Origin of the sequence: Streptomyces coerulescens (genome assembly GCF_042657965.1) — a bacterium.
GTDB classification, from domain to species: Bacteria; Actinomycetota; Actinomycetes; order Streptomycetales; family Streptomycetaceae; genus Streptomyces; species Streptomyces coerulescens.
On sequence record NZ_JBHSKM010000019.1, the window covers coordinates 112,327 to 138,249 of the forward strand.

Below are 25,923 nucleotides of genomic sequence, written 5' to 3' on the forward strand. Positions count from 1 at the left end.
GGGGAGTGGCCGCGGCCCTGTTGGCGAACACCCTGTACAGCCTCGGTTTCGTCCTGGAGAAACGGGCGCTCACCGCCCTCCCGGAGGTGACGATCCGCCGGCCCGCGCGGCTGCTGCGTCTGGTGCTCGGCAGCCCGCTGTGGATCGGCGGCTCGCTCGCCCTCGCCGCCGGTTTCGCCGCCCAGCTCGTGGTCTACCGCACCCTGCCGATCGCCGCCGCGCAGGGCATCTTCGTCTCCGGGCTCGTGCTGCTGGTGCTGCTGTCCGCGCGGCTGCTGGGCGAGGAGACCAGCGGGCGGGAGCGGTACGCGCTCGGTGCGATCCTCGCCGCGCTGCTGATGGTCGTGCTGTCGCTGCGGGAAGGGCCCGGCGGCGAGACGGTCGGCCAGGAGGCCCCGTATCCGCTGATCCTGCTGGTGTGCGTGCCGTCGCTGGCGGCGGGCGTATGGCTGTACGGCTCCGCCGAGCGCAGGGCCCGGCACCGGCACCGGCTGCCGACGACCGGCGTCGAGTACGGCGTGGCGGTGGGGCTGCTGTACGGGGTCAGTTCCCTCGCCATCAAGGGGGTGTCGAGCCATCTGACGACCAGTGGGCTGGGCGGTGCGGTGCTCGGTCTGCTGCGCTCGCCGTACCCGTATCTCCTGCTCTTCACCGGCGCGTTCGGTCTGGTGCTGTCGCAGGCGGCGCTGCAGCGCTGCCGGGCCTCGCTGATCGTGCCGGTGTGCACGACGGTGACCTGTGTGTACACGGCCGTGCTCGGCACGCTGTCGTTCGGCGAGGCGCTGCCCGAGGACCCGCTGCGGCTGGCGCTGCGGGTGGCCGGTACGGCGCTCGCCCTGACCGTACTGATGTCGATGCCCCGGCACGACCGGCAGCCCGCTCCACCCCCGCAACCCTCGATCGGTGCCAAGGAGTTGACACCCCCATGAAACCCGACGACCCGCTCCTGCGGATCCTGGCCTGCCCGCTCGACAAGGGACCACTGCACCTCGTCGTACCGGACACCCCGGCCGAGAAGGACCCCGAGAAGGACACCGAGGAGGCGAGCGAGGCGCTGTACAACCCGCGCCTGCACCGCCGTTACCCGATCATCGACGGCATTCCGCAGCTGCTGCCGGCCTCCGGACAGCAGGTCTCCGACGACGAGCACGAGGAACTCCTCAAACGGATGGCCACATGAGAAGGACGATGGCAGCGCGTCTGGCCCCGTTCCTGCCGGTGAAGCTGGTCGCGGCGACCGCCCGGGCCGTCTATCCGCGGTTCGAACCGGAGCTGGCCCGGCTCGCCGACCTGTGCCCGCCCGGCTGCGGCACGGCGGTCGACGTCGGCGGCTGGTACGGCCCCTGGACGCACCGGCTGCGCAGACGCGCACGGCAGGTGGTGACGGTGGAACCGGTCCCCCATCTGGCACGGCTGCTCGCCGCCGGGACCCCGCCCAACGTGCGGGTGATCCAGGCCGCCGCCTCCGACCGCCCCGGCACGGCCCGCCTCTGGCTGCCGCCGGGCGACTCCGGCGACCGGGGTGTGTCGTCGCTGGTCCGCCGGGACATCCATGCCCGCGCCCTGCACGTCCCGTGCGTCGCCCTCGACGACCTCGGGCTGAAGGACGTCGACTTCATCAAGGTCGACGTGGACGGCAACGAGCTGGCGGTGCTGCGCGGCGCGACGGGCGTCCTGGCCCGCGACCGCCCGGCGCTCTTCGTGGAGCTGGAGTCCCGCATCCAGCCGATCGCGCCGGTGGTGACCTATCTGTCCCTGCTGCGCTACGACGGCTGGGTGCTGCCCGGCAGCAGCTGGGTGCCGCTGGCGTCGTTCCCGCTGGAGGCGCACCAGGCGGAGGCGTCGTACGTCGCGTCGCAGGGGCTGCTCCGCCGGGTCCTGCCGTTCGGTCCCCTCCGGGGTCCGCGCTACGTCAACTCCGTCCTGTTCCTCCCGGACGGCCGCCGTCCCGCCGGACCGGTGCGCGACCATGGATCGCATGCCCTCCGGAAAGCCTCCCGCTAGCCCGTTCACTCCCGTCGACTTCCAGCTGGTGCTGCTGCGCCGCATGGCCGACCACAATCCGGACCTGGTGGAGGACGCCCGCCGTGAACTGGGCGTCTCCCTCGCCGAGATGCGCGAGGCGAACAAGCGGTGGCAGGCGATGGTCCGCTCTCCGCGGGCCCGCGCCGCCGCCTCGCGCTACCGGTCGGTGCTGGGCGCGCCCGAGTCGGTGCTCACCCGCAAGGTGGGCGACCTGGAGTGCGAGGCCTGGCTGTGGCCGCTCCCGCTCTGGCCCGGCCTGCGGTTCGAGGTGCTGCTCGCCCCGAACGGCGCGGTGTGGAACGAGTGGCTGGTCCGCGCCCCCGGCGCCGAGGCCCCGCCCCTGCGCACCGTCGCCGACCTCACCCCGTGGTCCTGCACGGTCGACGAGGCGGCCCGCGCCTTCGCCCCCGCCCGGCCCCTGGAGGGCACGGCTCCGACGCGGTGGGGGCTCGCGTTCATGGCGCCGGAAGAGGACGGCGTACGGCGGGAAGTGGTGGCCGAGTTCACGTGGGGGTTGCTGCAGCGGGTGGCGGTCCGCGGCTAGCGGACGGCGGCGAGGATCGCGTCAACGACCACCGGCACCGACCCGGGATGCAGCCACAGGAAGAGATTCGGCTCGACCAGCTCCAGTTCCATCACCTGAGGCTGCCCGTCCCCTCCCTCAACGAGGTCCACGCGCGCGTACAGCAGCTCGGCGGCCTCGGGTACGGCGGCCAGGGCGCGTTCGGCGACGGCGAGTTCGGCCGGGGTGGGGGTCCAGGGTTCCAGGCCGGGGTGGGCGACCTTGCGCTCGTCGTAGGGCGTGCCCGGGGTGAGGACGGCGCCCTTGCGACTGGCGTGCAGGAAGCGGCCGCCGAAGAACTGGAGCGCGCGTTCGCCGCTGACGTCGATGCTCCCGACGTAGGGCTGCACCATCGCCGTGAACCCCTCCGCGTGCATCCGCGCGAGCTGCCGTACGGCCGTGTCGTGCTCGTCGGGCGTGTAGCGGGCGGCGAAGCGGGCGCCCGCGCCGGAGGTGGGCTTGACGACGTACTCGTGGCCGGCCGGGAGGTCGGGGCTGTCACCGGGGGCCACGTACCGGGTGGGCACGACCGGCACCCCGGCCTCGGCGAGGTCGCCGAGGTAGCGCTTGTCGGCGTTCCAGCGGACCACACCGGCCGGGTTCGCGAGCCGCGTGGCCTTGCCGCAGCGCTCCGCCCACGCCAGGAACTCGGCGGAGCGCCAGCTGTAGTCCCAGGTGGAGCGGATCACGGCGAGGTCGTGGCCGGCCCAGTCGGCCGTCTCGTCGTCCCAGTGCACGATGTCGGCCTCCGCTCCGGCCTCCGTCAGCGCCCGCGCCAGCACGGGCAGGTCGCGGTCCACGCTGATCCGGTCGCCGGGACGGCAGGTGACGAGGGCGATGCGGGACACGCCGGGCTCCTCCAGGTCGGACGGTTGTGCGACGCGCAGGCTAACAAGCACCCGCGGAACCGGGACAGGCCGCTTGACCTTCACCTTCGGTGAAGCCACAGCATCGGGGCGAGGAACCGGAAGGGATCGGGATGCACAAGGACTCACCGACCGGGCGGCCGCTGACGATCGGAGCCTTCGCCAAGGCCTGCCGCCTGTCGCCGAAGGCACTGCGGCTGTACGACGAGTTGGATCTGCTGAAGCCCAGCCGGGTCGACCCGGACACCGGATACCGGTACTACGCCGTCGCACAGCTGGAGCGGGCCAGGCTGGTGGCGTGGCTGCGGCGGCTGGGGATGCCGCTGGCCAGGATCCGTGAGGTGTGCGCGCTGCGACCGGTCGACGCCGCCCGTGCGATCCGCACCTACTGGGCGCAGGTGGAGGCGGAGACGGCCGCGCGCCGCGATCTCGCCGAGTTCCTCGTCAAGGAGCTGTCAGCCACATCGAGGAAGGACACCACCATGCTGGAACTGCGCTACTGCGCCCACTCGGACCGGGGTCGCGTCCGCCCCGCCAACCAGGACACCGCCTACGCCGGTTCACGGCTGCTCGCGGTCGCCGACGGCTTCGGCCCGGCGGGCGCCCCCGTGAGCAGCGCGGCGGTGGAGGCGCTGCGCGTCCTGGACACGGCCGAACTCCCTTCGGGGGAGGTGCTGAACCTGCTTCAGGACGCGGTGCGGGACGTCACGGACGCGGTCCGCGACGCGGCGCACGGCTGCGAGGACGAGGCCGGCACGACCCTGACGGCACTGCTGTGGACGGGCTCGCGGCTCGCCCTGGTCCACATCGGCGACTCCCGTGCCTACCTGCTGCGCGACGGCGCCCTGTTCCGCATCACCGACGACCACACGGTGGTCCAGTCGATGATCGACGAGGGCCGGCTGACGCCGGAGGAGGCCGCGACGCACCCCGAGCGCATGCTGCTGCTCAAGGCCCTGTCCCCGAGCGCGCCCGCGACCCCGGACATACGCCTCCAGGACGCCGAACCCGGCGACCGGTACCTGCTGTGTTCCGACGGCCTGTCCCGCGTCGTCCCCGACTCCCGCATCCGCCACCTCCTCACCTCCGCCCCGGCCCCGGACACCGCCGTCCACACCCTGATCGCGGCGGCGAACGAGGCCGGCGGCCCGGACAACGTCAGTTGTGTGGTGGCGGACGTGACGGAGACGACGGAGGGGACCTGAGGGGAACGCCCCCTCCTTGTGATCAGTCCTCTCCGTCCGGCTCCCAGTCCAGCAGCCGTACCTTCGCCACCGTACGGACATGGCGGCGCATGGCGGCGGCCGCGCGGCCCGGTTCGCCGGCGGTGATGGCGTCGAGGATGGCCTGGTGCTGGGCGAGGGAGCGGGCGGGCCGGTGCGGCTGGCGCAGGGACTCGGTGCGGCTCTCGGCGATCTGGCCGGCGATGGAGCGCATGAACTCGGCGAGGATGCTGCTGTGCGCGGCGGCGGTCACCGCGGCGTGGAAGAGGCGGTCGCCCTCCACTCCGTGGCCGTCGTCCTCGATCTCCTTCGCCATGTGCGCGAGCGCCGACCGCATCGCCGCGAGGTCCTCCTCCGTGCGGCGCTCGGCGGCCAGTTCGGCGAGTTTCGTCTCCAGCGCCTCCCGGGCCTCCAGGACGTCCGGCAGGCGCCGGCGGCGCTCGACCATCCGCTCCACGGGCTCCACGTCGAGGCTGTCCCGGACGAGGTACATGCCGCCGCCGTGCCGGACCTCGACCAGTCCCTGCACCTCCAGGACGACGATCGCCTGCTTCACGGAGGCCCGGCTGACGCCCAGCCGCTGGGCCAGATCGCGTTCGGTCGGCAGACGGTCCCCGGCACCGAGACCGCCTTCGGCGACGTAGGCGCGCAGCCGGTCGAGCACCTGCTCGTAGAGGCGCTGTTTGGTCATGGGGCGCAGGGCGTCGGTCACGTTTTCCCCCTTCTCGTCGGGAGCGTAACACCGGGCGGACGGGCGATCGGATGGATCGAGTGGCCAATTGGCTGAGCCAATTCTTGTGCGACCCCTTGACGTTCTGGGCCCGCCCGCCCACGCTTTCCAGCCATCACCCGAATTGGCTCAGCCACTTTGCCAATCCCCCGGGTGTGCAGCCCGCAACCGCTCCGGGACCCAAAGACGGGAGCCCGCATGTCCCCCGAACTCATCTCGATCCTCGTCCTCGCCGTGGTGTTCGTCATCGCGACGACCCGCTCGGTCAACATGGGCGCGCTGGCCTTCGCCGCCGCCTTCGCGGTCGGCACGCTGGTCGCCGACCTCGACGCGGACGGCATCTTCGCCGGCTTCCCCGGCGATCTGTTCGTCGTCCTCGTCGGCGTCACGTATCTCTTCGCCATCGCCCGCTCCAACGGCACCACCGACTGGCTGGTGCACGCCTCCGTCCGGCTGGTGCGCGGCCGGGTGGCGCTCATCCCCTGGGTGATGTTCGCCCTCACCGGCGCGCTCACCGCGATCGGTGCCGTGAGCCCCGCCGCCGTGGCGATCGTCGCGCCGATCGCACTGAGCTTCGCCGCCCGCTACGGGATCAGCCCGCTGCTGATGGGCGCGATGGTCGTGCACGGCGCGCAGGGCGGCGGCTTCTCGCCGATCAGCATCTACGGCTCGATCGTCAACGGCATCGTCGACCGGGAGAAGCTGCCGGGGAGCGACATCACCCTGTTCCTGGCCTCCCTGGTCGTCAACCTCGTCATCGCGGCGGTCGTGTTCGTCGTGTGTGGAGGTCTCCGGCTGTGGCGGCAGGGCTCGCTGCCGGAGGGCGCCGGAGGCGCCCTGAAGGGGCGCGGGGCTGCAATCGATTTGCGGCTACCGCCGCGTGGGCCCGACCAGCCACAAGGCACCGGCACAGGGGCTACGACCGATCGCGGCACTCACCCCTCCCCCACCACCACCGCGACCGCCACCCGCGAAACGACCCCCGCCCCCACCTCCGCCCTCCCCCTCACCCCGCCCCGCGTCGCGACCCTGATCTCCCTGGTCGCCCTCGTCCTCGCCGTCCTCGTGTTCGACCTGGACGCGGGCCTGACCGCGATCACCCTCGCCGTCGTCCTGAGCACCGCATGGCCGGACGACAGCCGCAAGGCGGTCGGCGATATCGCCTGGCCGACGGTGCTGCTGATCTGCGGTGTGCTGACCTACGTCGGCGTACTGGACGAGATGGGCACCATCACCTGGGCCGGCGAGGGCGTCAGCGGCATCGGCGTACCGCTGCTGGCCGCCGTACTGCTCTGCTACATCGGCGCGATCGTCTCGGCGTTCGCCTCGTCCGTCGGCATCATGGGCGCGCTCATCCCGCTCGCCGTGCCGTTCCTGGCGCAGGGCGAGATCGGGGCGGTCGGCATGGTGGCGGCACTCGCGGTGTCGGCGACCGTGGTGGACGTGAGTCCCTTCTCGACGAACGGCGCGCTGGTGCTGGCCGCGGCACCGGATGTCGACCGTGAGCGTTTCTTCCGGCAGTTGATGGTGTACGGAGGGATCGTGGTGGCGGTGGTGCCCGCGGTGGTGTGGCTGGTGATGGTCGTGCCGGGCTGGGGCTAGGCCGACCCGCCACGACAGCCGGTGTCCGCAGCAACAGTCAAGGAGTACGACGCGTGTCCTCTCTCTTCCCGGCCCTGACGGCCGGTCCGGCGGGGCGGGTCGCCCTGAGCTTCGGCGAACGTTCCCTCACCTACGGCGAACTCGGCGCCGTCACCGGTGCCCTCGCGGCGCGGATCGCGGGCCGGGGCCGGGTGGCCGTGTGGGCGACGCCCACGCTGGAGACGGCCGTCGCGGTGGTGGCGGCGCTGGAGGCCGGGATCGCCGCCGTGCCGCTCAACCCGAAGTCGGGGGAGAAGGAGCTGGGGCACATCCTGTCGGACAGCGCGCCGAGCGTCGTACTGGCCGCGCCCGGCGATGAACTAGCGCTCCCGTTGCGGGAGTTGGAGCGGGTGGACGTCCACGTGCGGGCGGCCGGCCCGCGTCCGCAGGAGCAGGCGGCCGAGGGCGACCCGGCCCTGGTCGTCTACACCTCCGGCACCACCGGCCCGCCCAAGGGCGCCGTCATCCCCCGCCGGGCCGTCGCCCACACCCTGGACGCGCTCGCCGACGCCTGGCAGTGGACCGGCGAGGACGTCCTGGTCCACGGCCTGCCCCTGTTCCATGTGCACGGCCTGGTCCTCGGCATCCTCGGCCCGCTGCGGCGCGGCGGATCGGTGCGCCATCTGGGCCGCTTCGGCACGGAGGGCGTGGCGCGCGAGCTGAACGAGGGCGCGACGATGATGTTCGGCGTGCCGACGATGTACCACCGCATCGCCCAGGCCCTGCCCGAGGACCCGGGCCTGGCGCAGGCACTGGGCAAGGCCCGCCTGCTCGTCTCGGGTTCGGCGGCGCTCCCCGTCCACGACCACGAGCGGATCACGGCCGCGACCGGGCAGCGGGTCGTCGAGCGGTACGGCATGACGGAGACGCTGATGAACACCAGCGTCCGCGCGGACGGCGAGGCCAGGGCCGGCACCGTGGGCGTGCCGCTGCCGGGCGTGGAGCTGCGGCTGGTGGAGGAGGACGGCACGCCGATCACGTCGTACGACGGCGAGACGGTGGGCGAGATCCAGGTGCGCGGCCCGAACCTGTTCACCGAGTACCTCAACCGCCCCGACGCGACGGCCGCCGCGTTCACCGCCGACGGCTGGTTCCGCACCGGCGACATGGCGGTGCGGGAGGCCGACGGGTACGTCCGTATCGTCGGCCGCAAGGCCACCGACCTGATCAAGAGCGGGGGTTACAAGATCGGGGCGGGCGAGATCGAGAACGCGCTCCTGGAGCACCCGGGGGTGCGGGAGGCCGCGGTGACCGGGGAGCCGGACCCGGACCTGGGCGAGCGCATCGTGGCGTGGATCGTCCCGGCCGATCCTCAATCACCGCCCGGTGACGAGGAGTTGGCGGACCATGTGGCAGCCCGGCTGGCCCCGCACAAGCGGCCCCGCAGGGTGCACCACCTGGACGCCCTGCCCCGCAACGACATGGGGAAGATCATGAAGCGGGCGCTGACTTCATGACGGAGCGGCTCGCGGCCCGGCAGGTCGTCGCCCTGATGACCGACGGCTCCTCCTTCACCGAACTCCCCCACCCCGAGAGGCGGTCCGGGCCCGACGGCCCCCTCGCCTGGGACGGCTACGACGCCTCCCGCGCCCGCGCCGTCGAACGCACCGGCGAGCACGAGTCGGTGGTCTGCGGCACCGCCACGATCGAGGGGACGCGGGCGGTCCTCATCGCCTTCGAGTTCGGCTTCCTGGGCGGCTCGCTGGGCGAACACACCGGTGACCGGCTGGAGGCGGCGTACACCTACGCACGCGCCCGTCGGCTGCCCGTGGTGCCGCTGGTGGCGACGGGCGGCAGCCGGATGCAGGAGGGCATGCTCGCCCTCACCCAACTCCAGCGCGTGGCCCGCCAGTCGGCGCTCACCCGGGAGGCGGGGCTGGCGCAGATCGCGGTGCTCCGGGACCCGACGACGGGCGGCGGCTGGGCCACCCTCGGCGCCGGCGCCGATGTGATCCTGGCCCTCCCCGGCGCCCAGGTCGGCTTCGCCGGCTCCCGGGTCCGCCCACCGGACGCGGACCCGGCGGCGTACACGGCGGAGGCGCAGCTGGCGGCGGGCGCGGTGGACAGGGTCGTGCGGCCCGGGGAGCTGCGCAAGGAGCTGGGCAGCTGGCTGCGCCTCCTGACGGCGCCCTCGACCGCCCCCGCCCCGCCACCGGCTCCCCTGGGCGCCACCGACCTGCCGCCCACAGGCTGGGACGCCGTCCTGCGTGCCCGTTCACCCCGGCGTCCCCGGGCCGACCGCTACCTGGACGCCTACTTCACCCACCGCGTCGCGATCAGCGGCGACCGCTGCGGCGGCACCGACCCCGACGGCATGCTGTGCGGCTTCGGCGAGCACGACGGCCGTACGGTGGCCTACGCGGCCCAGACCGGCACGGCCACCCGCCCCGCCGGCTACCGCACCGCCACCCGGCTGATCCGCCTCGCGGACCGGCTCGGCATCCCCGTGCTGACCCTGGTGGACACACCGGGCGCCGCCAATGACGCGGAGGCCGAGCGGCAGGGCGTGGGCGCGGCCATCGCGGACCTGTTCGGGGCGGTGGCGACCGCGCGCACACCGATCACGAGCCTCCTGATCGGCGAGGGCGGCTCGGGCGGCGCCCTCGCCCTCGCGGCACCGGGCAACACCTGGGCCACCCCGGACAGCTACTTCTCGGTGATCGCACCGGAGCAGGCGGCGGCGATCCTCAAGCGCGGGAAGGAGGAGGTCGAGGCAACGGCGGACCAGCTGCGCATCCGTCCCCAGGACCTGGCGGAGCTCGGTGTGATCCGGGCCGGTGACGACGGCCCCCACTGACCGGGGGCGCGCCGCGTCCTTCTCGTCGCGGCGCGCCCCATAGCGAGGAAACGGCGGATCCGCACGGAGACTCGCGGCCTCCGGGGCGGATAACCCCCATTCAGCCGCACCCCACCCGGCCCCCTCCAGAAGGCGCCGCCCGGCAGGGCGACCGCACGATCGATGTACAGGAGGCCCGCCGCTTGGCGGGCTCGGACAACTCGATCCCCACGCACCGAGCGAGGCCCGCCACCCACCCGGCGGACCCATGGTCTGCGTTTTCCGGGAGGACCCCCCATGACCGCCACTCTGGAGCAGCTGCGCCGCTGCCACGTCGCCGTCGACCTGGGGGCGGCCAGGACCCGCGTCTTCGTGAAGGGCTCCGGACTTGTCGTCGACCAGCCCTCGGTCGCCGCCGTCAACACCCGGACCGGCGCCCTGATCGCGGTCGGCGAGTTCGCGGAGCGGATGACCGGCCGCACCCCGAACTACATCCGCGTCGTACGGCCCGTGTCCGGCGGCACCGTCGTCGACATCGAGATGGCGCAGCGCATGCTGCGGCACCTGCTCGGCGACAAGATGCGCCGCGCCCTGCGCCGCAAACCGTTCCTGCGCGCGGCCGTCTGCACCCCGCACGACGCCGACCCGCTCGCCCAGCGCGCGGCGATAGAGACCCTGGTCGGTCTCGGCGCCCGGCGCGTGGAGCTCGTCGACACCCTCATAGCCGCCGCCGTGGGCTGCGGACTGCCCGTCGAGCAGCCCGAGGCCAGCATGATCATGGTGTGCGGGGCCGCCGCGACCGAGGTCGCCGTGCTCTCCCTCGGCAGCATCGTCACCGCCGAGCGGATCCGGGTCGGCGGCGAGGCCGTGGACCACGCGATCGTGCAGCATCTGCGGCACGAGCACGAGCTGATGCTGCCCAGCCAGAACGTACGGCCGCTCCAGCTGGCCCTGTCCGGCAACGGGCTCACCCCGCACGGCCCCACCTCCACCGAGATCCACGGCCGTGACGTCTGCACCGGCCTCGCCCGCTCCGTCCACGTCGACACCGCCGCCGTACGGGACGCCATCCAGACGCCGCTCACCGCCGTCCTCGACAGCATCGGCAAGGTGCTGCGCGACTGCCCGCCCGACCTGGTCGCCGATCTCGCCGACCGCGGCATCATGATGGTCGGCGGCAGCGCCCTGCTGCCCGGCTTCGACCAGATGCTGCGCCAGGCCACCCGGATGCCGGTGCACATCGCCGAGCGGCCCGACATCTGCGCCGTGCAGGGGCTGGGCACCATGCTGGAGGGCAGGATCGAGCCGATGGAGCTGGACCCCACGGGCTGAGCCGCGCACGGCTCACCGGCGGGGCTGGGCCTTGCCCTGTTCGGCTCGTTGCACCCGGTGGCGCCCCAGCGGCGTCGGCACATAGCGTCCGCGTTCGTCCGACTGCTGGATCAGGCCCTTGGCGGCCAAGGAGCGCATCACCGTCTTCAGGCCCTGTCGGCCGAGGTGGTGGACCCGGACGTCGTGCGGGCGGAATGCCCCGTTCAGGTCGGTGAGGCCCTGGGGCGTGTCCTGACCGCAGATGTAGGCCAGCACCGGCAGTTCCCAGGGGAACAACCGCCGGCGCCCTGCCGCGCCGCGTCGTGTCGGTGCCTCCGGGAGGGCGGTCGGGACGGCTGCCGGAGGCGGTTCCGGCCGCTTCTCGTCGTCCCAGGGCCCAGGGTTGTCGTAGGCGCTGAAGGCGGCGACCTCCCGGCCGTATCCGACGACGAGGACGCCGTCCGCCAGGGCGAGGGCGCCGACGGGCGCCGGCAGGGGCACGCTCGCGGTGGGCTCACCGGTCTCCGCGTCCCAGAAGCGGACCGGGTTCCCGGCCAGGGGAACGGTGACCACCATCGGGCGTCCGTCGAACTCACCGAGGGCCATCGCCGAGGTGTGCCCGGCAGTGACACGCGAGCGGAGCCTGCCGGTGTCGGCGTCCCACACCCGCCACTGGTCTTCCGCGCAGGCCACGACGAGCGGGCCGACGGGAGTGGCGGCCACGGCGAGCAGGCCGGCCCCGCCGGGAGCACCCGTGAGGGACCGGCGCGGTGTGCCGGTGCCGAGGTTCCACAGTCGTAGGGTTCCGTCCCGGTGAGCGGTGGCCGCGACCGGCTGCTCACGGATGCGGCCGGTGGCGACCGCCGTGACACCGGTCAGGCCGTCCAGGTCGCAGGGGTGGGGGCGGCCGGTGGTGAGGGAGCGGACGCGCAGGCGCTCGTCGTCGACCGGGTTGACGGTCAGGACCAGGGGGCGGCGGCGTGAGCCACCGACGGACAGGGCCGAGACGGGGCCCGATGTGGCCTGCCACAGCCGTTCCCCCGTCTCGGGCCGGCGGGCCGTGAGCGTTCCGTCGACGGTGGCGACGACGGCGACGGGACCGTCCCGGGTGGCGCCGAGACCCACCGCGGCCACCTCGCTCCGGCCGTTGAGGTGGATGCCCTCCGGGCTGCCGTCCGATCCCGCCAGGACCCGCAGGTGCTTGTCGTCGCAGCCGGTGGCCACCAGGATCCGGCCGTCCGCGCGGGCCACGGCGAGGGAACCGACCGCCCGCGGGTGGGTCACACCGCCCGCGGTGCGGGCCCGCCGGTCGTCGAGCGTCCACACGCGGGCGGTCCCGTCGTGACCCGAACTGACCGCCACCGGGCGGCCCGCGACCTCGGTGACCCGGATCGTGCGGGGCGCGACGGTGTGCGCGGTGAAGGTCTGCCGCGGGCTGCCGTTCGCCAGGTCCCACTCGTGCATGGTGTGGTCGGCGGAGGCGGACAGCAGGAAGTGTCCGGCGAGCGAGGCGAGAAGTCGCGCCCGGCGGGTCCGGCCGCCCGTGGCCCGGATACGCTGCCGGGACGACGGCGTGAGAGGGGCCAACTCCTCCGTGTCGGCGCCGACTTCGTGCTGCGGCGCGTGGACCTGGCGGGCCGCCGGGGCGGGATAGCAGGTCAGGGCCGTGATCTCGGCGAGGTGTGCTTTGAGCTCACGCAGCGGCCGGCCGCCGCCCTCGATGTCCCACAGACGGATGGTGCCGTCGCCGCCGCCCGTGACGGCGACGCTTTCGAGGCCGTTGTCGGCCACCGCGAGGGTCGTCATGGACGACGGCGGCCCGGTCAGCGTGGTGTGCACCCGGCCGGTGTCGAGATCCCACACCTGCGCCCGGCCCTCGTCGTACGTGACGACCACGGCAGGGCTCGCGCCGAGCTGCGCGGCGGCCACGGCGAGGACCTCGCCGCCGCCGAGCGGCTCCTGGAAGCGTTCGGTGCCCGCATCGAGGTCCAGGCAGTGGATACGGCCCTCGCCGACCACGACGACCACATCGTCGCCGCCGGTGCCCGACCCGGCGACGGCCAGACGGCCCCGCCGCGGAACACCGGTGAAGACATGGATGGCGGTGCCCGTCTCCAGGTCCCGGACCCCGACCGTACGGTCGTCGCCGTGGGTGACGACCACCCGCCCGTCGTACGACTCCGCCAGGCCGAGTCCGTGGATCGCGCCCTCGTGCGCGGCGACGCCCCACAGTGTCCCGCCGTCGTCCGGCTCCCAGCAGCGCAGCGCTCCGTCCTCGCCCGCGGTGACCACGAGGGGGCCGGTCGGGCCGTGGCCCGTGGCCACGGCGGTGAGCGGTGCCGGATGGCCGATCACCTCGTGCAGGAGGGTGCTGCCGTTCAGGTCCCAGACCCGGGCCGTCCGGTCGTCCTGCGCGACGGTCACCGCGTACGACAGCCCGGGGACCGTGCCGGTCGCCACCGACATCACCGCGGAGTCGTGGGGCAGGGCGCCCCGCAGCTGCGAGCTGATGTTGCTGGCGGTGGACCAGCGGCACTGCCACGGGGTGGGTTCGGCGTGGGCGGGGTGGTAGAGGCTGCGGCTGATCCCGGGCCACTGGTGCCGGGCCGCGTCCACCGCCAGGATGTGGCGCCGCACCTCGGGGTCCGCCGAGGCGTGCTCGACGAGTGAGGCCCGGTACACGGGCAGGGCACGGACCCGGTCCGGCTCCCCCGGGAAGCTGCGGCTCTCCGCCTCCAGCTGGGCGCCGAAGGTGAGCACCGAGTGGGGGTCGGCGTGAACCAGGAACTCCCAGTCGTCGAAAAGCCGTTGGAGCTGCCCGGCCTCGGACGCGTGCTCGGCGGCGTGGCGCAGGAGGTAGGGCGAGGCGAGGTCCCAGCGGGTCGTGCCGTCCACGGTGACGGGGGCGACGAGCCGGGCCAGGACCCGGCGGGCGGTCGCCTCCCGGACGTGCTCCCGCCGGAGCTGCTCCTCGTCCCGTTCCGCGCTCATGCCACGGACGCCAGCAGCCGCGCGAGCGCGGGCGACTGAAGGTATTTCTCCGCGTGATGGAACTTGAAGCCCTGGTGGACGACCACGTGGTCGTCGCTCTCCACCCCGCTGAAGCGCCGCGAGACGCCCTTGGCCGGGAGGGCGACCAGATCGCCGGGGTCGGCGAGGTTGGCCCAGCGTCCCACCGCGTCCGGCCGGGTGCCCATGCCGTCCACGGGGGCGGGGGCGAGCCGGTCGAAGACCACCTTGGGCAGGGCCAGCGGTGAGCCGATCGTCACCCACAGCGGGATGTGCGCGGTGCCGGCGCGGTGCAGGGTCTCGTACGCCACCACCGACCCCAGGGAGTGGGCGACCAGGACGTCGGGGCGATGCAGGTCGATCGCCTCGGACAGCCTCTGCTGGACCGCCGTGCGGCCGGTACCGGGGGCCTGGTAGGCGACGACCTCCTTCGCCAGACGGGCCATGTACCACTGCATGTACCACTCCGGGCACTCCCGGCTCTCCGCGAGGGCGGCGAGCCGGTCGCGCAGCAGGGCGGTGAGCAGTCCTTGGGGGACACGGCCGGACGGGTCGGCGGGCTGCGCGTTCAGGAACTCCAGGACGAGTTCCTCCTGGGCCGGGGTGAGATCCGTCAGATCCTCGTCACCGCTCTGGCCTCCGGTCTCGCGCAACAGGTCGGCGTAGTACACGACATGGACGTCCGCGTCGTCCGCGCCCAGGTGCTTGGCCCAGGTGGTGGCGAGGTTGCGGGCCGCCGTGCCGTGCGATTCGCCGGGGCGGTGGTTGCCGATGCCGTGGATTCCGAGGATCTTCACTTCGGGCCTTCGCTGGAGTCGGGACGAGGGTGCGGCGGGGTGGGGGGAATCGGGTGGGGCTCGACCTGGAGATGGTCCGCGAGCCCCTGGTGGAAGAGCCGGTAGAGGGTGGAGCCGTCGCTCTCCACGCCGGTGCGCAGATAGAAGCGGTTCGCCTCCAGCAGCTGCCGTACGTTGCCGTCGTCGACGTCCGGGGCGAACTCGGCGGCCACCGCGGCGACCGCCTCCGTGGGGAACCCCTCGCCCTTCGCCCAGGCGACCGCGGCGAGCACGGCACGCAGCCGGGCGTGCTGCGGTTGCAGGCTCAGGTCGAGTTCCAGGACGCCGGGCAGGGTGACCGGCACGCTCGCGCCGAGGCGCTCCGCAGCCGGCACGTCCACCGGCGCGGGCAGCGTCTCCAGGGCCCGGCCGAAGATGCGGGCGACGAGGAAGGGGCCCCACTGCCGTACGGTCGCGCGGTTGCGGGTGAGTTCGGCGGCCACGGTACGGGCCAGCGCCGTACGGACGGGACGCTGGGCCGCGGCGCTGTAGGAGGGGAGTTCGGCGAGCCGCAGCGACAGGTGCTCGGCCAGGTCGGCCCGCAGTTCGTCGTCCGGTACGTCGTCCAGGTCGAGCAAGGTGTCCTGGGCGGCGGCCAGTTGGAGCAGGGGCTCGAAGCGTGCCCCGCGCCGGGTGCCGACCAGGAGCCGCAGACAGGGCCGGCCGTCGGGGCGTACGGGCTCCGTGAGCGGCAGCAGCAGACGCTGCATCAGATCGGCGGGGTCGTCGGCCTCGTCGAGGGCGTCGAACACCAACGCCGGGACGTCCGGCAGCGGCAGGAGCGCCTCGATCAGGTCGTTCACGGTCCAGGGCTCGGTGCGCCGCGAGTCCGGGGTGTCGAGCCCCCACTGCGTGGCCAGCGAGGTGAGGACGACGTCGAGGTCACGGTTGCGTGCGTGGATCGCGGCCAGCATCGGGTTGGGGGAGGCCACGCCGTCGGGCTGCTGGGCGGCGAGGTGTCTGCGGATGTCGGGGGCGGCCCGCAGGATCTCCTGGTGGCCGCAGCACACCAGGGCGCCCAGCAGCGCGGACTTGCCGGAGCCGGGCGCGCCGGTCACGACGCGCAGCCCGCCGGTGGTGGCGTCGTCCAACCAGGGCGCCAGATGGGCGAGTTGCCGGCGCCGTCCCACGAAGTGGTCCCGGACCCGGTCCATGAAGTGCTCGGCACCGAGGTCGGCGACGAACGCCCGCACCGGCGCGTCCACGGTCTGCAGGAGTTCCAGGCGGGGGTCGCCGGTCCAGTTGGGGTTGGGGAAGAACGGCAGCTCCAGCGGCTGCGCGGTGTCGACCTTGGTGGAGTGCACCTTCTGCCGGCTGCCGGTCGCGCTGAGCCGCTGCTGGATGGACGAGGTGATCCGGTCCCAGCGCACGTACCGCAGCGACGGCGAGGTGTCGAGGCCCCTGACGGCGATCTCCTCAAGGACCTCGGCGACAGCGGTGCTGAAGGCTCCGTCGTACGCCGCACGGTCCGGGCCCGTCGCCGCGATCACCCATGCGTGCAGCTGGTCGTCCGGGATCTGCGCCAGCTGGGCGACGCGGGCGGCGCGTCCGGCGCGGCACAGGTCGATGATGAACAGCATCGGCTGGGGCAGGGAGTTCGCCTCCTGCACCCACAGGCTCACATCGGTGCCGATCCCCGGATCTCCGCACGACGGCACCATGGACAGCCGCTCCGAGCGCTCGGCGGTGCCGCCCCGGACCGCCGTCCCCGTCGTCCCGTGCGAGATGACGTGCACGATGCGGTACTGCTCCTCGCCGGCCTCGGTCCACCGCTGCCGGACCGTCCTGCGGTCGGGCTCGTGCACGGCGCCGACCTCGTACGAGAGCTTCTCGTAGGCCTGCTCGAGCCTGGACATCAGCTGGGGCACGAAAGGCAGTTCGTCCCAGCCCTGCCGGCCGGGCATCGGCTCCTCGTCCTCGGCGACGGCCGGGGCGAAGCGGCTCACCCCCATGAGCAGCGCCCGCAACGGTGCGGCGGCATCGGCCGTCGCGTCCCCCATCTCGCTCCCCCACCGCCCGGAACGGTCAACGGGCGGCCCGAGCGGGAAGGCCGCCGGGAAATCGTACCGCCGGGACGGGCGGCAGGACGGGCACTCAGTACGGAAGGATCCGCCCCGAGGGCGTGCGACGGTCGATCTCGCCCCGGGTGTCGCGGGGAGCGGCAGGCCGGCGGGTGACACGAACGCGAACGTGGGTCTGGCGGTTCATGGCGCCCTCCTCGTACCTCGGGTCCGTTGCGGCCAGCCTTCTCCACGCAACCTTTCGGCACATCGTGCCCACGGAGGCACTTGTCATGCCTCCGTGGCATGAGCGGATGCGGGCCGGGCTACTTCCGGGGGAGGAGGGCGCCCCCGGCTCACCTCGGGGTACCACCGCGTGCGCCGCTCGCCGAAGCACGGCGCCGGGTGCGCAGCGGCCCGGACGCGGTCCTGGCGCCCCGCGGGATCTGCTGCTCGAACGCCGCCAGCGCGATCGGGCTGTCCGGCGGGACGACGGCCATCATGTGGCGCCGCTGCGCCTCCGCGACGGCGTCCCCGGCCGCGGTGCCGTGCCGGGCGTGCACGATGCGGAGGTGTCCGTCGCCGGAGCCGCGCCGGCTGACGGGGGTGACCCCGGCGTTGGTGCCGTCGGGGAGGGTCACCCACAGCTGGAAGTCGTCGTACCGGAAGTAGTCGGCGGCCTTGATCGGCCAGGGGTAGTGGTGCTCGCCGGCCGCCTTGGGCAGGACGCCCGAGTGGTCGGGGGTGGTGAGCGGCACGCACGCGTTGAACAGGGAGTCGGTCCACGCCTCGACCCCGTCGGCGTTCTCGATCGGTGTGTCGAGCAGTTTGCGGGCGCGTTTGTAGCCCAGGGCGTCCAGGGCGTCCAGCGTGTCCGGGAAGGCCGTGATCAGGTCGGCGGCCTCCTGCCGCAGCCGGTCGATCTTCGCGGGGTCGGCGCAGAACTGCGCGCTCCACTCGACGCCGACCCGGGCCCGGTACATACGCCAGCCGGCGTCCGCCTTCACCCACAGGCTGCCGCCGTGGTGCATTTCCCAGGGGCCGGGGCCGTACGGCAGTTCGTCGTCGTCGGCCTGCATCGCCTCCAGGATCTTGATCGCGGTCTTCCTCGCGGCGACGAAGTGCGCGGACCTGGTGCGCGGCGGGTGCTTGACGACCCGTATCTCCCAAGGGTGGTTCTCCTTGCGGTTCCTGCCGAGCTCGAACCTGGTCCGAGCCGCCGGCCGTGCCAGGAGATCAGTCATGTCCGGCCTCCTTTCGGCTCTCCTTCCATCGTCCGGCAGCCCCATTCGGCCGTCGACCGCGCTGGACCCGGCCCGCCGACAGGCGCACGCTCATCAGTGGGGCCCCTGACACCTGCTCCCCCACCGCCCCCCGTACGGAAGTGATCTCGATGGAAGACAAGCACTGGACCGTCCGGATCCACATCACCGAGGACGGCGACGACACCCGCGCCGAGGCCGTGCTGACCACACAGGACACGCCAGAGGACCTGATGGCCGTCACCGGCCGGGGTGTGGCCCACCGCAACCCCGTCGACCGTCCGGTCCCCGAGATCGGCGACGAACTCGCCGCCAGTCGCGCCCTGGAGGACCTGGCCATCCGGCTGCACGACGTCGCGTCCGACGACATCGTGAACCTGGCCGGCCCGGCCGAGATGGAGGGCAGCCGCGCGTGGGAGCGGCCCTAGACGTCCAGCCAGCTGTACCGCCGCTCCGGCCGTCCCGCCTGCCCGTAGCGCAGGGACACCTCGGCGCGGCCCGTGACGCTGAAGTGCTCCAGGTAGCGCCGGGCGCTCACCCGGGACACCCCCGACCGGGCCGCGCACTCGGCGGCGGAGAGGCTGCCGTCGGCCGCCCGTAGCTCGCGTTCGATCAGCTCGGCGGTCTCCACGCTCATGCCCTTGGGCAGGGCGGCCGGGGTGGCGGTGGGCGCGGCGCCGCGGGCCAGTGCCCGGTCGACGTCGGACTGGCCGCTGACCACGGCCGCGTAGAGGTTGCTGCGCCGGGCCGCGTACTGCTCCAGGCGGGTGCGCAGATCCTCCGCGTCGAAGGGCTTGAGCAGATAGTCGACGACGCCCTGGCGTACGGCGCCGCGGACCGCCTCGGCCTCGCGTGCCGCGCTGATCACCATGACGTCGCAGTCGTGCCCGGCGGTGCGCAGCCGGGGGATGATCTCCAGGCCGAACATGTCGGGCAGATAGAGGTCGAGCAGCACCAGGTCCGGTTGCAGCTCGCCGACCGCCGTGAGCGCCTGCTCACCGCAGTTCGCGGTGCCGATCACCCGGAACCCGTCGACGTCGTTGACGAAACCACGGTGGATCCGCGCCACCATGAAGTCGTCCTCCACGATCAGGACGTCGATCATCGGACTGCCTCCGTCGCTCGGTCGGCCGGTCGGCCGACGGACATCCGGGCGGTGAACATGGCGCCCTCCTCGGTGTTGGCCACCGACACCTCACCGCCCCGGCGCTTGCACACCAGCCGGGTCAGCGCCAGGCCGATGCCCCGGTCGCCGCCCTGCGCGGCCTTGGTGGTGAACCCGTGCAGGAACACCTCCTGCGCGAGCTCGGGAGCGACGCCCGGCCCCGAGTCCCGTACGACGATCTCCACGCTGGAGGCGTCCTGGCGCAGCTCCACCTCCACCCACGCCCCGGGGTCGCCGTCCCCCGGCCGGGAGCCGCTGGCGGCCGCGTCGACCGCATTGTCCACGAGGTTGCCGAGCACGGTCGCCACGTCGGCGGAGTCGGTCGGCTCCAGCCGGTCCAGGGAGGTGCGCTCGGAGATCTTCAGCCGCACCTTGCGTTCCGCGGCCAGTGCCGACTTGGCCATGAGCAGCGCGGCGACGGCCCGGTCACCCACCCGGCTGGTGATGCTCACATCGAGCGACTCGCGGTGCTTGCGCAGGGCGCGAACGTACCGGACGACCTCCTCGTGCTCGCCGATCTGGATGAGCCCGGAGATGGTGTGCAGCTGGTTGGAGAATTCGTGGGCCTGGGCGCGCAGCAGCTCGGCGGAACTGCGGAAGGAGCCCAACTCCCGCTCCAGCTGGGCGAGTTCGGTGCGGTCGCGCAGGGTCGTGACCGAGCCGAGGCGGCGGCCGTCCTTGGTGACGTCCATCCGGTTCATCACCAGCACACGGCCCCGGCGGATGACGACCTCGTCCCGGCGCGCGAGATCGCCGGGCTCGCCCTCGCGCGGGGTCCCGGCCAGGACGTCGTACAGCCGCCCCTCGATCCCGAGGTCGGCCAGGCTCATCCCGACGCAGTTCTCGGGCAGGTCCAGCAGTCCGCGGCCGACGGCGTTGACGAGGGTGAGGCGCTGATGCGGGTCGAGGGCGACCACGCCCTCGGCGATCCCGAACAGCATCGCCTCCCGGTGCTCGGCGAGCCCCGCGATCTCGCGCGGCTCCATGCCGAAGGTCTGCCGTTTGATCCGCCGGGCCAGCAGCCAGGAGCCGGCGATCCCGAGGACGCTGGCGACGCCGAGGTAGACCAGCAGATAGGAGGAGGCACCCACCAGCCGCTGCCACACCGACGGCGAGGTCCGCCCGATCATCACCGTGCCGAGGTGGTCCCCGGCGTTCTCCTCCTCGGCGCCGAGCACCGGCGCCTGCGCCACGAGCTGGGTGACGCCGCCCACCGGCAGCTCCCCGGACCAGCCGACGGCCCCGGCGACCTGCGGTCCGTCGACCGGCATCCGGGTCCCGACCAGGGTCGGGTCGTTGGCGGCCACGATCTCGCCGTCGGTGTCGGCGACCATGGCGGAGGTGGCACCGGACCTGGTCAGCGTGGACTGGAGCAGCGGGGCGAGCATCTCGGCGGGCGCCGGCCGCACGAGCTGCATGCGCACCAGGGGGTTGCCGGCCATCTCCTCGGCGAGCGCGGTCACCCGGCGCCCCTCGACCCGGTCGAACGTGGCCTTGGACTGCGCCAGCGACACCGCCGCCACCGCGGCCAGCACGATCACGACAATGGCGAGCTGCCATACCAGCAGCTCGCCTGCGAGCGTCTGACGCCTGTGCGGCCGGGACGTTATGACCACTATGAACTCAACCTTCAATGGTCACAGAACCGAGACGGGGTGTCTCAGGAACCGCACAATCATGGCGCCGGAACGGGCCGAGCGAAAGAGATGAGCCATGAGAACTCGACGAGCCGCACTTGTCGGAGCTCTTGCCACCGTATCGATGATCGCGGTCAGCGCCTGCGGCGCCACCGACAACGAGGAGTCCGGAGGCGGAAGCGGGTCCGGCAAGCCCGTGACCGGCCTTCGGCTGATGGTCCCCAACACCCCGGGCAGCGGTTACGACCTCACCGCCCGCACCGTCTCCCAGGTCATGCAGGACACCGAGGTCGCCTCCGGCGTGCAGGTCTTCAACCTGCCCGGCGCCAGCGGCACCGTGGGCCTGCAGCGCCTGGTGAACGAGAAGGGCAACGGCAAGATGGCCATGCAGATGGGCCTCGGTGTCGTCGGCGCCTCGTACACCTCCAAGTCGGACGCCACGCTGACCGACACCACGCCGCTCGCCAAGCTGATCGAGGAGGCCGGCGCGATCGTCGTGCCGAAGGACTCCCCGTACAAGACGATGGACGACCTCGTGACCGCCTGGAAGGAGAACCCGAAGAAGTTCGCCGTGGGCGGCGGCTCCACGGCGGGCGGCCCCGACCATCTGCTGCCGATGCAGCTCGCCAAGGCGGTCGGCATCAAGCCGAAGGACGTCAACTACGTCTCCTACGACGGCGGCGGGGAGCTTCTTCCGGCCATTCTCGGCAACAAGATCGCCTTCGGGGCCAGCGGTTTCAGTGAGTTCCTCGACCAGATCGAAGCCGGTCAGGTCCGCGTCCTCGCGGTGACCAGCGAGAAGCCGATCGACGCGCTGAAGGACGCGCCCACGCTGAAGGACTCCGGCATCGACCTGGTCTTCACCAACTGGCGCGGCATCGTGGCCCCTCCCGGCATCACGGCGGAGCAGGAGAAGACCTGGGTCGACTCCCTGACCGCGATGCACGACTCCAAGGAGTGGCAGGCGCAGCTGGAGAAGAACGGCTGGGTCGACGCCTTCTCCACCGGCGACGAGTTCGGCACCTTCCTGACCGAGCAGGACAAGGCCGTCGCCGACCTGCTGGCCGAGCTCGGGCTGGCATGAGTTCGCAAGTGGAGGAGCGGACCGTGGAGGACTCCCCTCCGCCCCGGGAGGGCGGGGACCGCGCGCAGTACGGCATGTGCGCGTTCCTCGCCCTGCTGGGCGCCGCGGTGATCGTGGACGCCCTCGGCATCGCGCACATCACCAGCGGCACCGACCCGGTCGGCCCGCGCGCGGTCCCGCTGATCCTGGGCACGCTGCTGGTGGCGCTCGCGGTGCTGTACGCCGTCGACGTGGCCCGGGGCGGCCGCGGTGAGATGGAGGCCGGCGAGGACGTCGATCTGTCGGGCGGCGCCGACTGGCGCACGGTGGCCCTGCTGATCGCGGTGTTCGTGGCGAACGCGCTGCTCATCGAGCGGCTCGGCTGGGTGATCAGCGGCGGCCTGCTGTTCTGGGGCACCGCGTTCGCGCTCGGCAACCGGCACTACATCCGCAATCTGCTGATCGCCGCGACGCTCTCCCTGACGACGTTCTACGCGTTCGCGATCGGCCTCGGCGTGAATCTCCCCGCCGGCGTGCTGCAAGGAATCCTGTGAGGCCCGCGCCATGGACAACCTGAACAACCTCATGCAGGGCTTCGCGGACGTCATGGAGCCGCTGAACCTGCTGCTCGCCCTGGTCGGTGTGCTCATCGGCACCGCGGTGGGCGTCCTGCCGGGCATCGGCCCGGCGATGACGGTGGCGCTGCTGCTGCCGATCACCTACGGCATGGAGCCGGTGCAGGCGTTCATCATGTTCGCCGGCATCTTCTACGGCGGCATGTACGGCGGCTCGACGACGTCGATCCTGCTCAACACCCCGGGCGAGTCCTCGTCGGTGGTCACCGCCATCGAGGGCAACAAGATGGCGAAGGCGGGCCGGGCGGCCCAGGCCCTGGCGACGGCGGCGATCGGCTCCTTCGTGGCGGGCACCATCGGCACCCTGCTGCTGGTCCTGATCACCCCGTTCGTGGTGGACTTCGCGGTCAGCCTGGGCGCGCCGGACTACTTCGCGCTGATGCTGCTGTCGTTCATCGCGGTGACGTCGATCCTGGGCTCGTCCCGTGTCCGAGGCTTCATATCCCTGCTGCTCGGCCTGACGATCGGTCTGGTCGGCATCGACACGGTGTCGGGCCAGCAGCGACTGACCCTGGGCATACCGCAGTTGGCCGACGGCATCGACGTCGTCGTGGTCGCCGTCGGCATCTTCGCGGTCGGCGAGGCGCTGTGGGTGGCCGCGCATCTGCGCCGCCGGCCGGCCGAGGTGATCCCCGTAGGCCGCCCGTGGATGGGCCGGCAGGACTGGAAGCGGTCCTGGAAGCCCTGGCTGCGCGGGACGGCGTACGGCTTCCCGTTCGGTGCGCTGCCGGCCGGTGGCGCGGAGATCCCGACCTTCCTGTCGTACGCCACCGAGAAGCGGCTGACCAAGCACCCCGAGGAGTTCGGCAAGGGCGCGATCGAGGGCGTGGCCGGTCCCGAGGCCGCGAACAACGCCTCCGCCGCGGGCACCCTGGTCCCGATGCTGGCGATCGGCCTGCCGACCAACGCCACGGCGGCCGTGATGCTGGCGGCCTTCCAGTCGTACGGCATCCAGCCGGGCCCCCTGCTCTTCGAGCGCGAGGCGAGCCTGGTCTGGGTCCTGATCGCCAGCCTCTTCATCGGCAACCTGCTGCTGTTGCTGCTGAACCTCCCGCTGGCCCCGGCGTGGGCGAAGCTGCTCCAGATCCCGCGGCCGTATCTGTACGCGGGGATCCTGTTCTTCGCCTCCATGGGCGCCTACGCGGTCAACGCCCAGCCGCTTGACCTGTTCATTCTCCTCACCCTGGGCCTCCTCGGCTTCGCCATGCGACGCTTCGGGCTGCCGGTCCTGCCGCTGATCGTCGGCGTGATCCTGGGCCCGCGTGCGGAGCTCCAGGGCCGGCGCTCCCTCCAGCTGTCCGGCGGCGAGCTGTCGGGGCTGCTGGGCGGCCCGGTGTCGTACACGGTCTACACGGTGATCGTCCTGGTGCTGGTGTGGCCGTTGATCCGCCGGTTCGTCGTACGTCCCCTGCGCACGCGCGGCGCCGCGTGAGCCCCCGAGACATCTGGAGATCGAGATGACCATCCTGGTCGGCTACGTCCCCTCACCGGAGGGGGAGGCGGCCCTGCGCGCGGCGATCGACGAGGCCCGCCGCCGAGGCGAGAAACTCCTGGTGGTGAACACCACCCGGGGCGACGCGCTCGCGGACCCCCGCTTCGCCCAGGAGCCCGATCTGAGCCATGTCCGCGAGGACCTCGCGGCACTGGGCGTCGACTTCGACGTCCGTCAGGTGCTCGGCGCCCGTGACGCCGCCGAGGAGATCATCGACCTCGCGGAGACCAAGGGCGTCTCCCTGGTGGTGATCGGGCTGCGGCGGCGCAGCGCGGTCGGCAAGCTGATCATGGGTTCGGCGGCGCAGCAGATCCTGCTGGGTGTGGGCTGCCCGGTCCTCGCCGTGAAGGCGGAGGGCTGACGATGCTGCTGCGAACCTTCGGCTGGTCGTTCGCCGTGACGGCGCTCGGTCTCGCCTTCGCCGCGTGGCAGTGGGGCTGGGAGGCGTTCGGAATCGTCCTGATCCTCTCCGTCCTGGAGATCTCGGTGTCCTTCGACAACGCGGTGGTCAACGCCGGGATCCTGAAGAAGATGAACGCCTTCTGGCAGCGCGTCTTCCTCACCGTGGGCATCCTGATCGCGGTGTTCGGAATGCGGCTGGTGTTCCCGGTGGTGATCGTCGCCATCAGCGCCAAGGTGGGCCCGATCGAGGCGGTCCGGCTCGCCCTGGACGACCCCGGCCGCTACGAGGACCTGGTCACCGACGCCCATCCGGCGATCGCGGCCTTCGGCGGCATGTTCCTGCTGATGATCTTCCTGGACTTCATCCTGGAGGACCGCGAGATCAAGTGGCTGGCCTGGCTGGAGCGCCCGCTCGCGAAGCTCGGCAAGATCGACATGCTGTCGGTCTGTCTGGCCCTGATCGCCCTGCTGGCGACGGCGCTGACCTTCGCCGGCCAGGCCCATGTCAGCACGGGTCACGCGGACAAGACGGCCACCGTCCTGCTGTCGGGAGTCGCCGGTCTGATCACGTATCTCGTGGTCGGCGGGCTCTCGGCCCACTTCGAGCAGCGGCTCGAAGAGGAGGAGGAACACGAGCACGAGGAGGAGGAGAAGGCCAGGGCCGAGGGCAGGCCGGTCTCGGCGGTCGCGCTCGCCGGCAAGGCCGCGTTCTTCCTCTTCCTGTACCTGGAGGTGCTGGACGCGTCCTTCTCCTTCGACGGGGTGATCGGCGCCTTCGCCATCACCAACCACATCTTCTGGATGGCGCTCGGCCTCGGCATCGGCGCGATGTACGTCCGGTCACTGACCGTGTACCTGGTCCGACAGGGCACCCTCGACGACTACGTCTATCTCGAGCACGGCGCCCACTACGCGATCGGCGCCCTCGCGGGGATCCTGCTGATCACCATCCAGCACGAGATCAGCGAGATCATCACCGGCCTGATCGGCGTGGTCCTGATCGCCGCGTCCTTCCTCGCGTCGGTCCGCCGCAACAAGGAGCTGGCGGCGTCCGGGGCGGACGGGGCGGCCGCGGACGGGAAGGACAACGCGCAGGACGAGAAGACGGAGGTGCCGTCGGGGGCGTGAGACTCCGGCCGGGGCTCCCGGCGGGACACAAGGCGTGATCTATGACAAACGTGGTCCACGACATAGGCGTTTTCGCCCGATTATGGCTAGCTGGATGTGTTTGCCTCGCGCACAGCGTCGCGTCATCCACGCGCCGTCCTCGTCGTCGATCGCCCGCCCT

At 72.5% G+C, this 25,923-nt stretch carries 23 protein-coding genes; 15 read left to right on the forward strand and 8 right to left on the reverse strand.

What is annotated here, in order from left to right; all coding sequences use genetic code 11:
* Positions 1-5 precede the first annotated feature (5 nt).
* From ACFPQ9_RS23665 to ACFPQ9_RS23680, 4 genes are read left to right on the forward strand one after another with little or no spacing between them, the layout of a single operon-like run.
* Positions 6-929 carry a hypothetical protein gene (locus ACFPQ9_RS23665; RefSeq protein ID WP_380858620.1) on the forward strand — a complete coding sequence of 308 codons (924 nt, stop codon included), beginning with the start codon at positions 6-8 and terminating at the stop codon, positions 927-929.
* Positions 926-1,180, forward strand: coding sequence for a Trm112 family protein (locus ACFPQ9_RS23670; protein WP_380856607.1), 255 nt, complete (start codon positions 926-928; stop codon positions 1,178-1,180). The genes ACFPQ9_RS23665 and ACFPQ9_RS23670 overlap by 4 nt, the downstream gene beginning before the upstream one ends.
* On the forward strand, positions 1,177-2,004 hold the full coding sequence (locus ACFPQ9_RS23675; RefSeq protein ID WP_380856610.1) for an FkbM family methyltransferase: 828 nt from the start codon (positions 1,177-1,179) through the stop codon (positions 2,002-2,004). The genes ACFPQ9_RS23670 and ACFPQ9_RS23675 overlap by 4 nt, the downstream gene beginning before the upstream one ends.
* A complete protein-coding gene (locus tag ACFPQ9_RS23680; RefSeq protein ID WP_380856613.1) occupies positions 1,970-2,569 on the forward strand; it encodes a hypothetical protein in 600 nt (199 codons plus the stop codon). Before ACFPQ9_RS23675 ends, ACFPQ9_RS23680 begins: the two co-directional genes overlap by 35 nt.
* Here ACFPQ9_RS23680 and ACFPQ9_RS23685 read toward each other — a convergent pair.
* Positions 2,566-3,435: an ATP-grasp domain-containing protein gene (locus tag ACFPQ9_RS23685; RefSeq protein WP_380856616.1), complete on the reverse strand. Its 870-nt coding sequence runs from the start codon at positions 3,433-3,435 to the stop codon at positions 2,566-2,568. The two genes, ACFPQ9_RS23680 and ACFPQ9_RS23685, sit on opposite strands and share 4 nt — an antisense overlap.
* Before the next feature lie 131 nt (positions 3,436-3,566).
* Between ACFPQ9_RS23685 and ACFPQ9_RS23690 the strand changes: the two genes are divergently transcribed.
* Positions 3,567-4,658 (forward strand): MerR family transcriptional regulator, encoded by a 1,092-nt coding sequence (locus ACFPQ9_RS23690; RefSeq protein WP_380856619.1) that lies wholly within the window; start codon positions 3,567-3,569, stop codon positions 4,656-4,658.
* 22 nt (positions 4,659-4,680) lie between these two features.
* On the opposite strand, the gene ACFPQ9_RS23695 is transcribed toward ACFPQ9_RS23690, so the two are convergent.
* Positions 4,681-5,388: a FadR/GntR family transcriptional regulator gene (locus ACFPQ9_RS23695; protein WP_380856622.1), complete on the reverse strand. Its 708-nt coding sequence runs from the start codon at positions 5,386-5,388 to the stop codon at positions 4,681-4,683.
* Positions 5,389-5,604: 216 nt separating this feature from the next.
* Here ACFPQ9_RS23695 and ACFPQ9_RS23700 point away from each other — a divergent pair, with 216 nt between their 5' ends.
* The 4 genes from ACFPQ9_RS23700 (at position 5,605) to mreB (ending at position 11,155) form a co-directional block, all read left to right on the forward strand.
* On the forward strand, positions 5,605-7,008 hold the full coding sequence (locus ACFPQ9_RS23700) for an SLC13 family permease (RefSeq protein ID WP_380856625.1): 1,404 nt from the start codon (positions 5,605-5,607) through the stop codon (positions 7,006-7,008).
* A gap of 53 nt (positions 7,009-7,061) precedes the next feature.
* Positions 7,062-8,504: an acyl-CoA synthetase gene (locus tag ACFPQ9_RS23705; RefSeq protein ID WP_380856628.1), complete on the forward strand. Its 1,443-nt coding sequence runs from the start codon at positions 7,062-7,064 to the stop codon at positions 8,502-8,504.
* Positions 8,501-9,844 (forward strand): carboxyl transferase domain-containing protein, encoded by a 1,344-nt coding sequence (locus ACFPQ9_RS23710; RefSeq protein WP_380856631.1) that lies wholly within the window; start codon positions 8,501-8,503, stop codon positions 9,842-9,844. Before ACFPQ9_RS23705 ends, ACFPQ9_RS23710 begins: the two co-directional genes overlap by 4 nt.
* A gap of 276 nt (positions 9,845-10,120) precedes the next feature.
* Positions 10,121-11,155 (forward strand): rod shape-determining protein, encoded by a 1,035-nt coding sequence (gene mreB, locus ACFPQ9_RS23715; RefSeq protein WP_380856634.1) that lies wholly within the window; start codon positions 10,121-10,123, stop codon positions 11,153-11,155.
* Positions 11,156-11,167: 12 nt separating this feature from the next.
* Here mreB and ACFPQ9_RS23720 read toward each other — a convergent pair whose 3' ends face one another.
* The 4 genes from ACFPQ9_RS23720 to ACFPQ9_RS23735 form a co-directional block, all read right to left on the reverse strand.
* A complete protein-coding gene (locus ACFPQ9_RS23720; protein ID WP_380856637.1) occupies positions 11,168-14,125 on the reverse strand; it encodes a WD40 repeat domain-containing protein in 2,958 nt (985 codons plus the stop codon).
* Positions 14,122-14,940, reverse strand: a complete 819-nt coding sequence (locus ACFPQ9_RS23725; RefSeq protein ID WP_380856640.1) for a serine peptidase — start codon at positions 14,938-14,940, stop codon at positions 14,122-14,124. Before ACFPQ9_RS23725 ends, ACFPQ9_RS23720 begins: the two co-directional genes overlap by 4 nt.
* On the reverse strand, positions 14,937-16,979 hold the full coding sequence (locus tag ACFPQ9_RS23730; RefSeq protein WP_380856643.1) for an ATP-binding protein: 2,043 nt from the start codon (positions 16,977-16,979) through the stop codon (positions 14,937-14,939). Before ACFPQ9_RS23730 ends, ACFPQ9_RS23725 begins: the two co-directional genes overlap by 4 nt.
* A gap of 356 nt (positions 16,980-17,335) precedes the next feature.
* On the reverse strand, positions 17,336-18,223 hold the full coding sequence (locus ACFPQ9_RS23735) for a DUF6424 family protein (protein WP_380856646.1): 888 nt from the start codon (positions 18,221-18,223) through the stop codon (positions 17,336-17,338).
* A 149-nt stretch (positions 18,224-18,372) separates the two neighbouring features.
* Between ACFPQ9_RS23735 and ACFPQ9_RS23740 the strand changes: the two genes are divergently transcribed.
* Positions 18,373-18,669 carry a DUF1876 domain-containing protein gene (locus tag ACFPQ9_RS23740; protein ID WP_380856649.1) on the forward strand — a complete coding sequence of 99 codons (297 nt, stop codon included), beginning with the start codon at positions 18,373-18,375 and terminating at the stop codon, positions 18,667-18,669.
* Here ACFPQ9_RS23740 and ACFPQ9_RS23745 read toward each other — a convergent pair.
* Entirely contained in the window at positions 18,666-19,346 is a 681-nt protein-coding gene (locus tag ACFPQ9_RS23745; RefSeq protein WP_380856652.1) for a response regulator, read from the reverse strand. The two genes, ACFPQ9_RS23740 and ACFPQ9_RS23745, sit on opposite strands and share 4 nt — an antisense overlap.
* Positions 19,343-21,022 carry a sensor histidine kinase gene (locus tag ACFPQ9_RS23750; RefSeq protein ID WP_380856655.1) on the reverse strand — a complete coding sequence of 560 codons (1,680 nt, stop codon included), beginning with the start codon at positions 21,020-21,022 and terminating at the stop codon, positions 19,343-19,345. The genes ACFPQ9_RS23745 and ACFPQ9_RS23750 overlap by 4 nt, the downstream gene beginning before the upstream one ends.
* A gap of 145 nt (positions 21,023-21,167) precedes the next feature.
* Here ACFPQ9_RS23750 and ACFPQ9_RS23755 point away from each other — a divergent pair, with 145 nt between their 5' ends.
* From ACFPQ9_RS23755 to ACFPQ9_RS23775, 5 genes are read left to right on the forward strand one after another with little or no spacing between them, the layout of a single operon-like run.
* On the forward strand, positions 21,168-22,127 hold the full coding sequence (locus ACFPQ9_RS23755; protein WP_380858623.1) for a Bug family tripartite tricarboxylate transporter substrate binding protein: 960 nt from the start codon (positions 21,168-21,170) through the stop codon (positions 22,125-22,127).
* Positions 22,128-22,150: 23 nt separating this feature from the next.
* A complete protein-coding gene (locus tag ACFPQ9_RS23760) occupies positions 22,151-22,660 on the forward strand; it encodes a tripartite tricarboxylate transporter TctB family protein (RefSeq protein WP_380856658.1) in 510 nt (169 codons plus the stop codon).
* 10 nt (positions 22,661-22,670) lie between these two features.
* Entirely contained in the window at positions 22,671-24,173 is a 1,503-nt protein-coding gene (locus tag ACFPQ9_RS23765; RefSeq protein WP_380856661.1) for a tripartite tricarboxylate transporter permease, read from the forward strand.
* A gap of 25 nt (positions 24,174-24,198) precedes the next feature.
* The gene (locus ACFPQ9_RS23770) at positions 24,199-24,594 is read left to right on the forward strand and encodes a universal stress protein (protein ID WP_380856664.1); all 396 of its coding nucleotides are present in this window, start codon (positions 24,199-24,201) and stop codon (positions 24,592-24,594) included.
* 2 nt (positions 24,595-24,596) lie between these two features.
* Positions 24,597-25,763 (forward strand): DUF475 domain-containing protein, encoded by a 1,167-nt coding sequence (locus ACFPQ9_RS23775; RefSeq protein WP_380856667.1) that lies wholly within the window; start codon positions 24,597-24,599, stop codon positions 25,761-25,763.
* Positions 25,764-25,923: the final 160 nt, after the last annotated feature.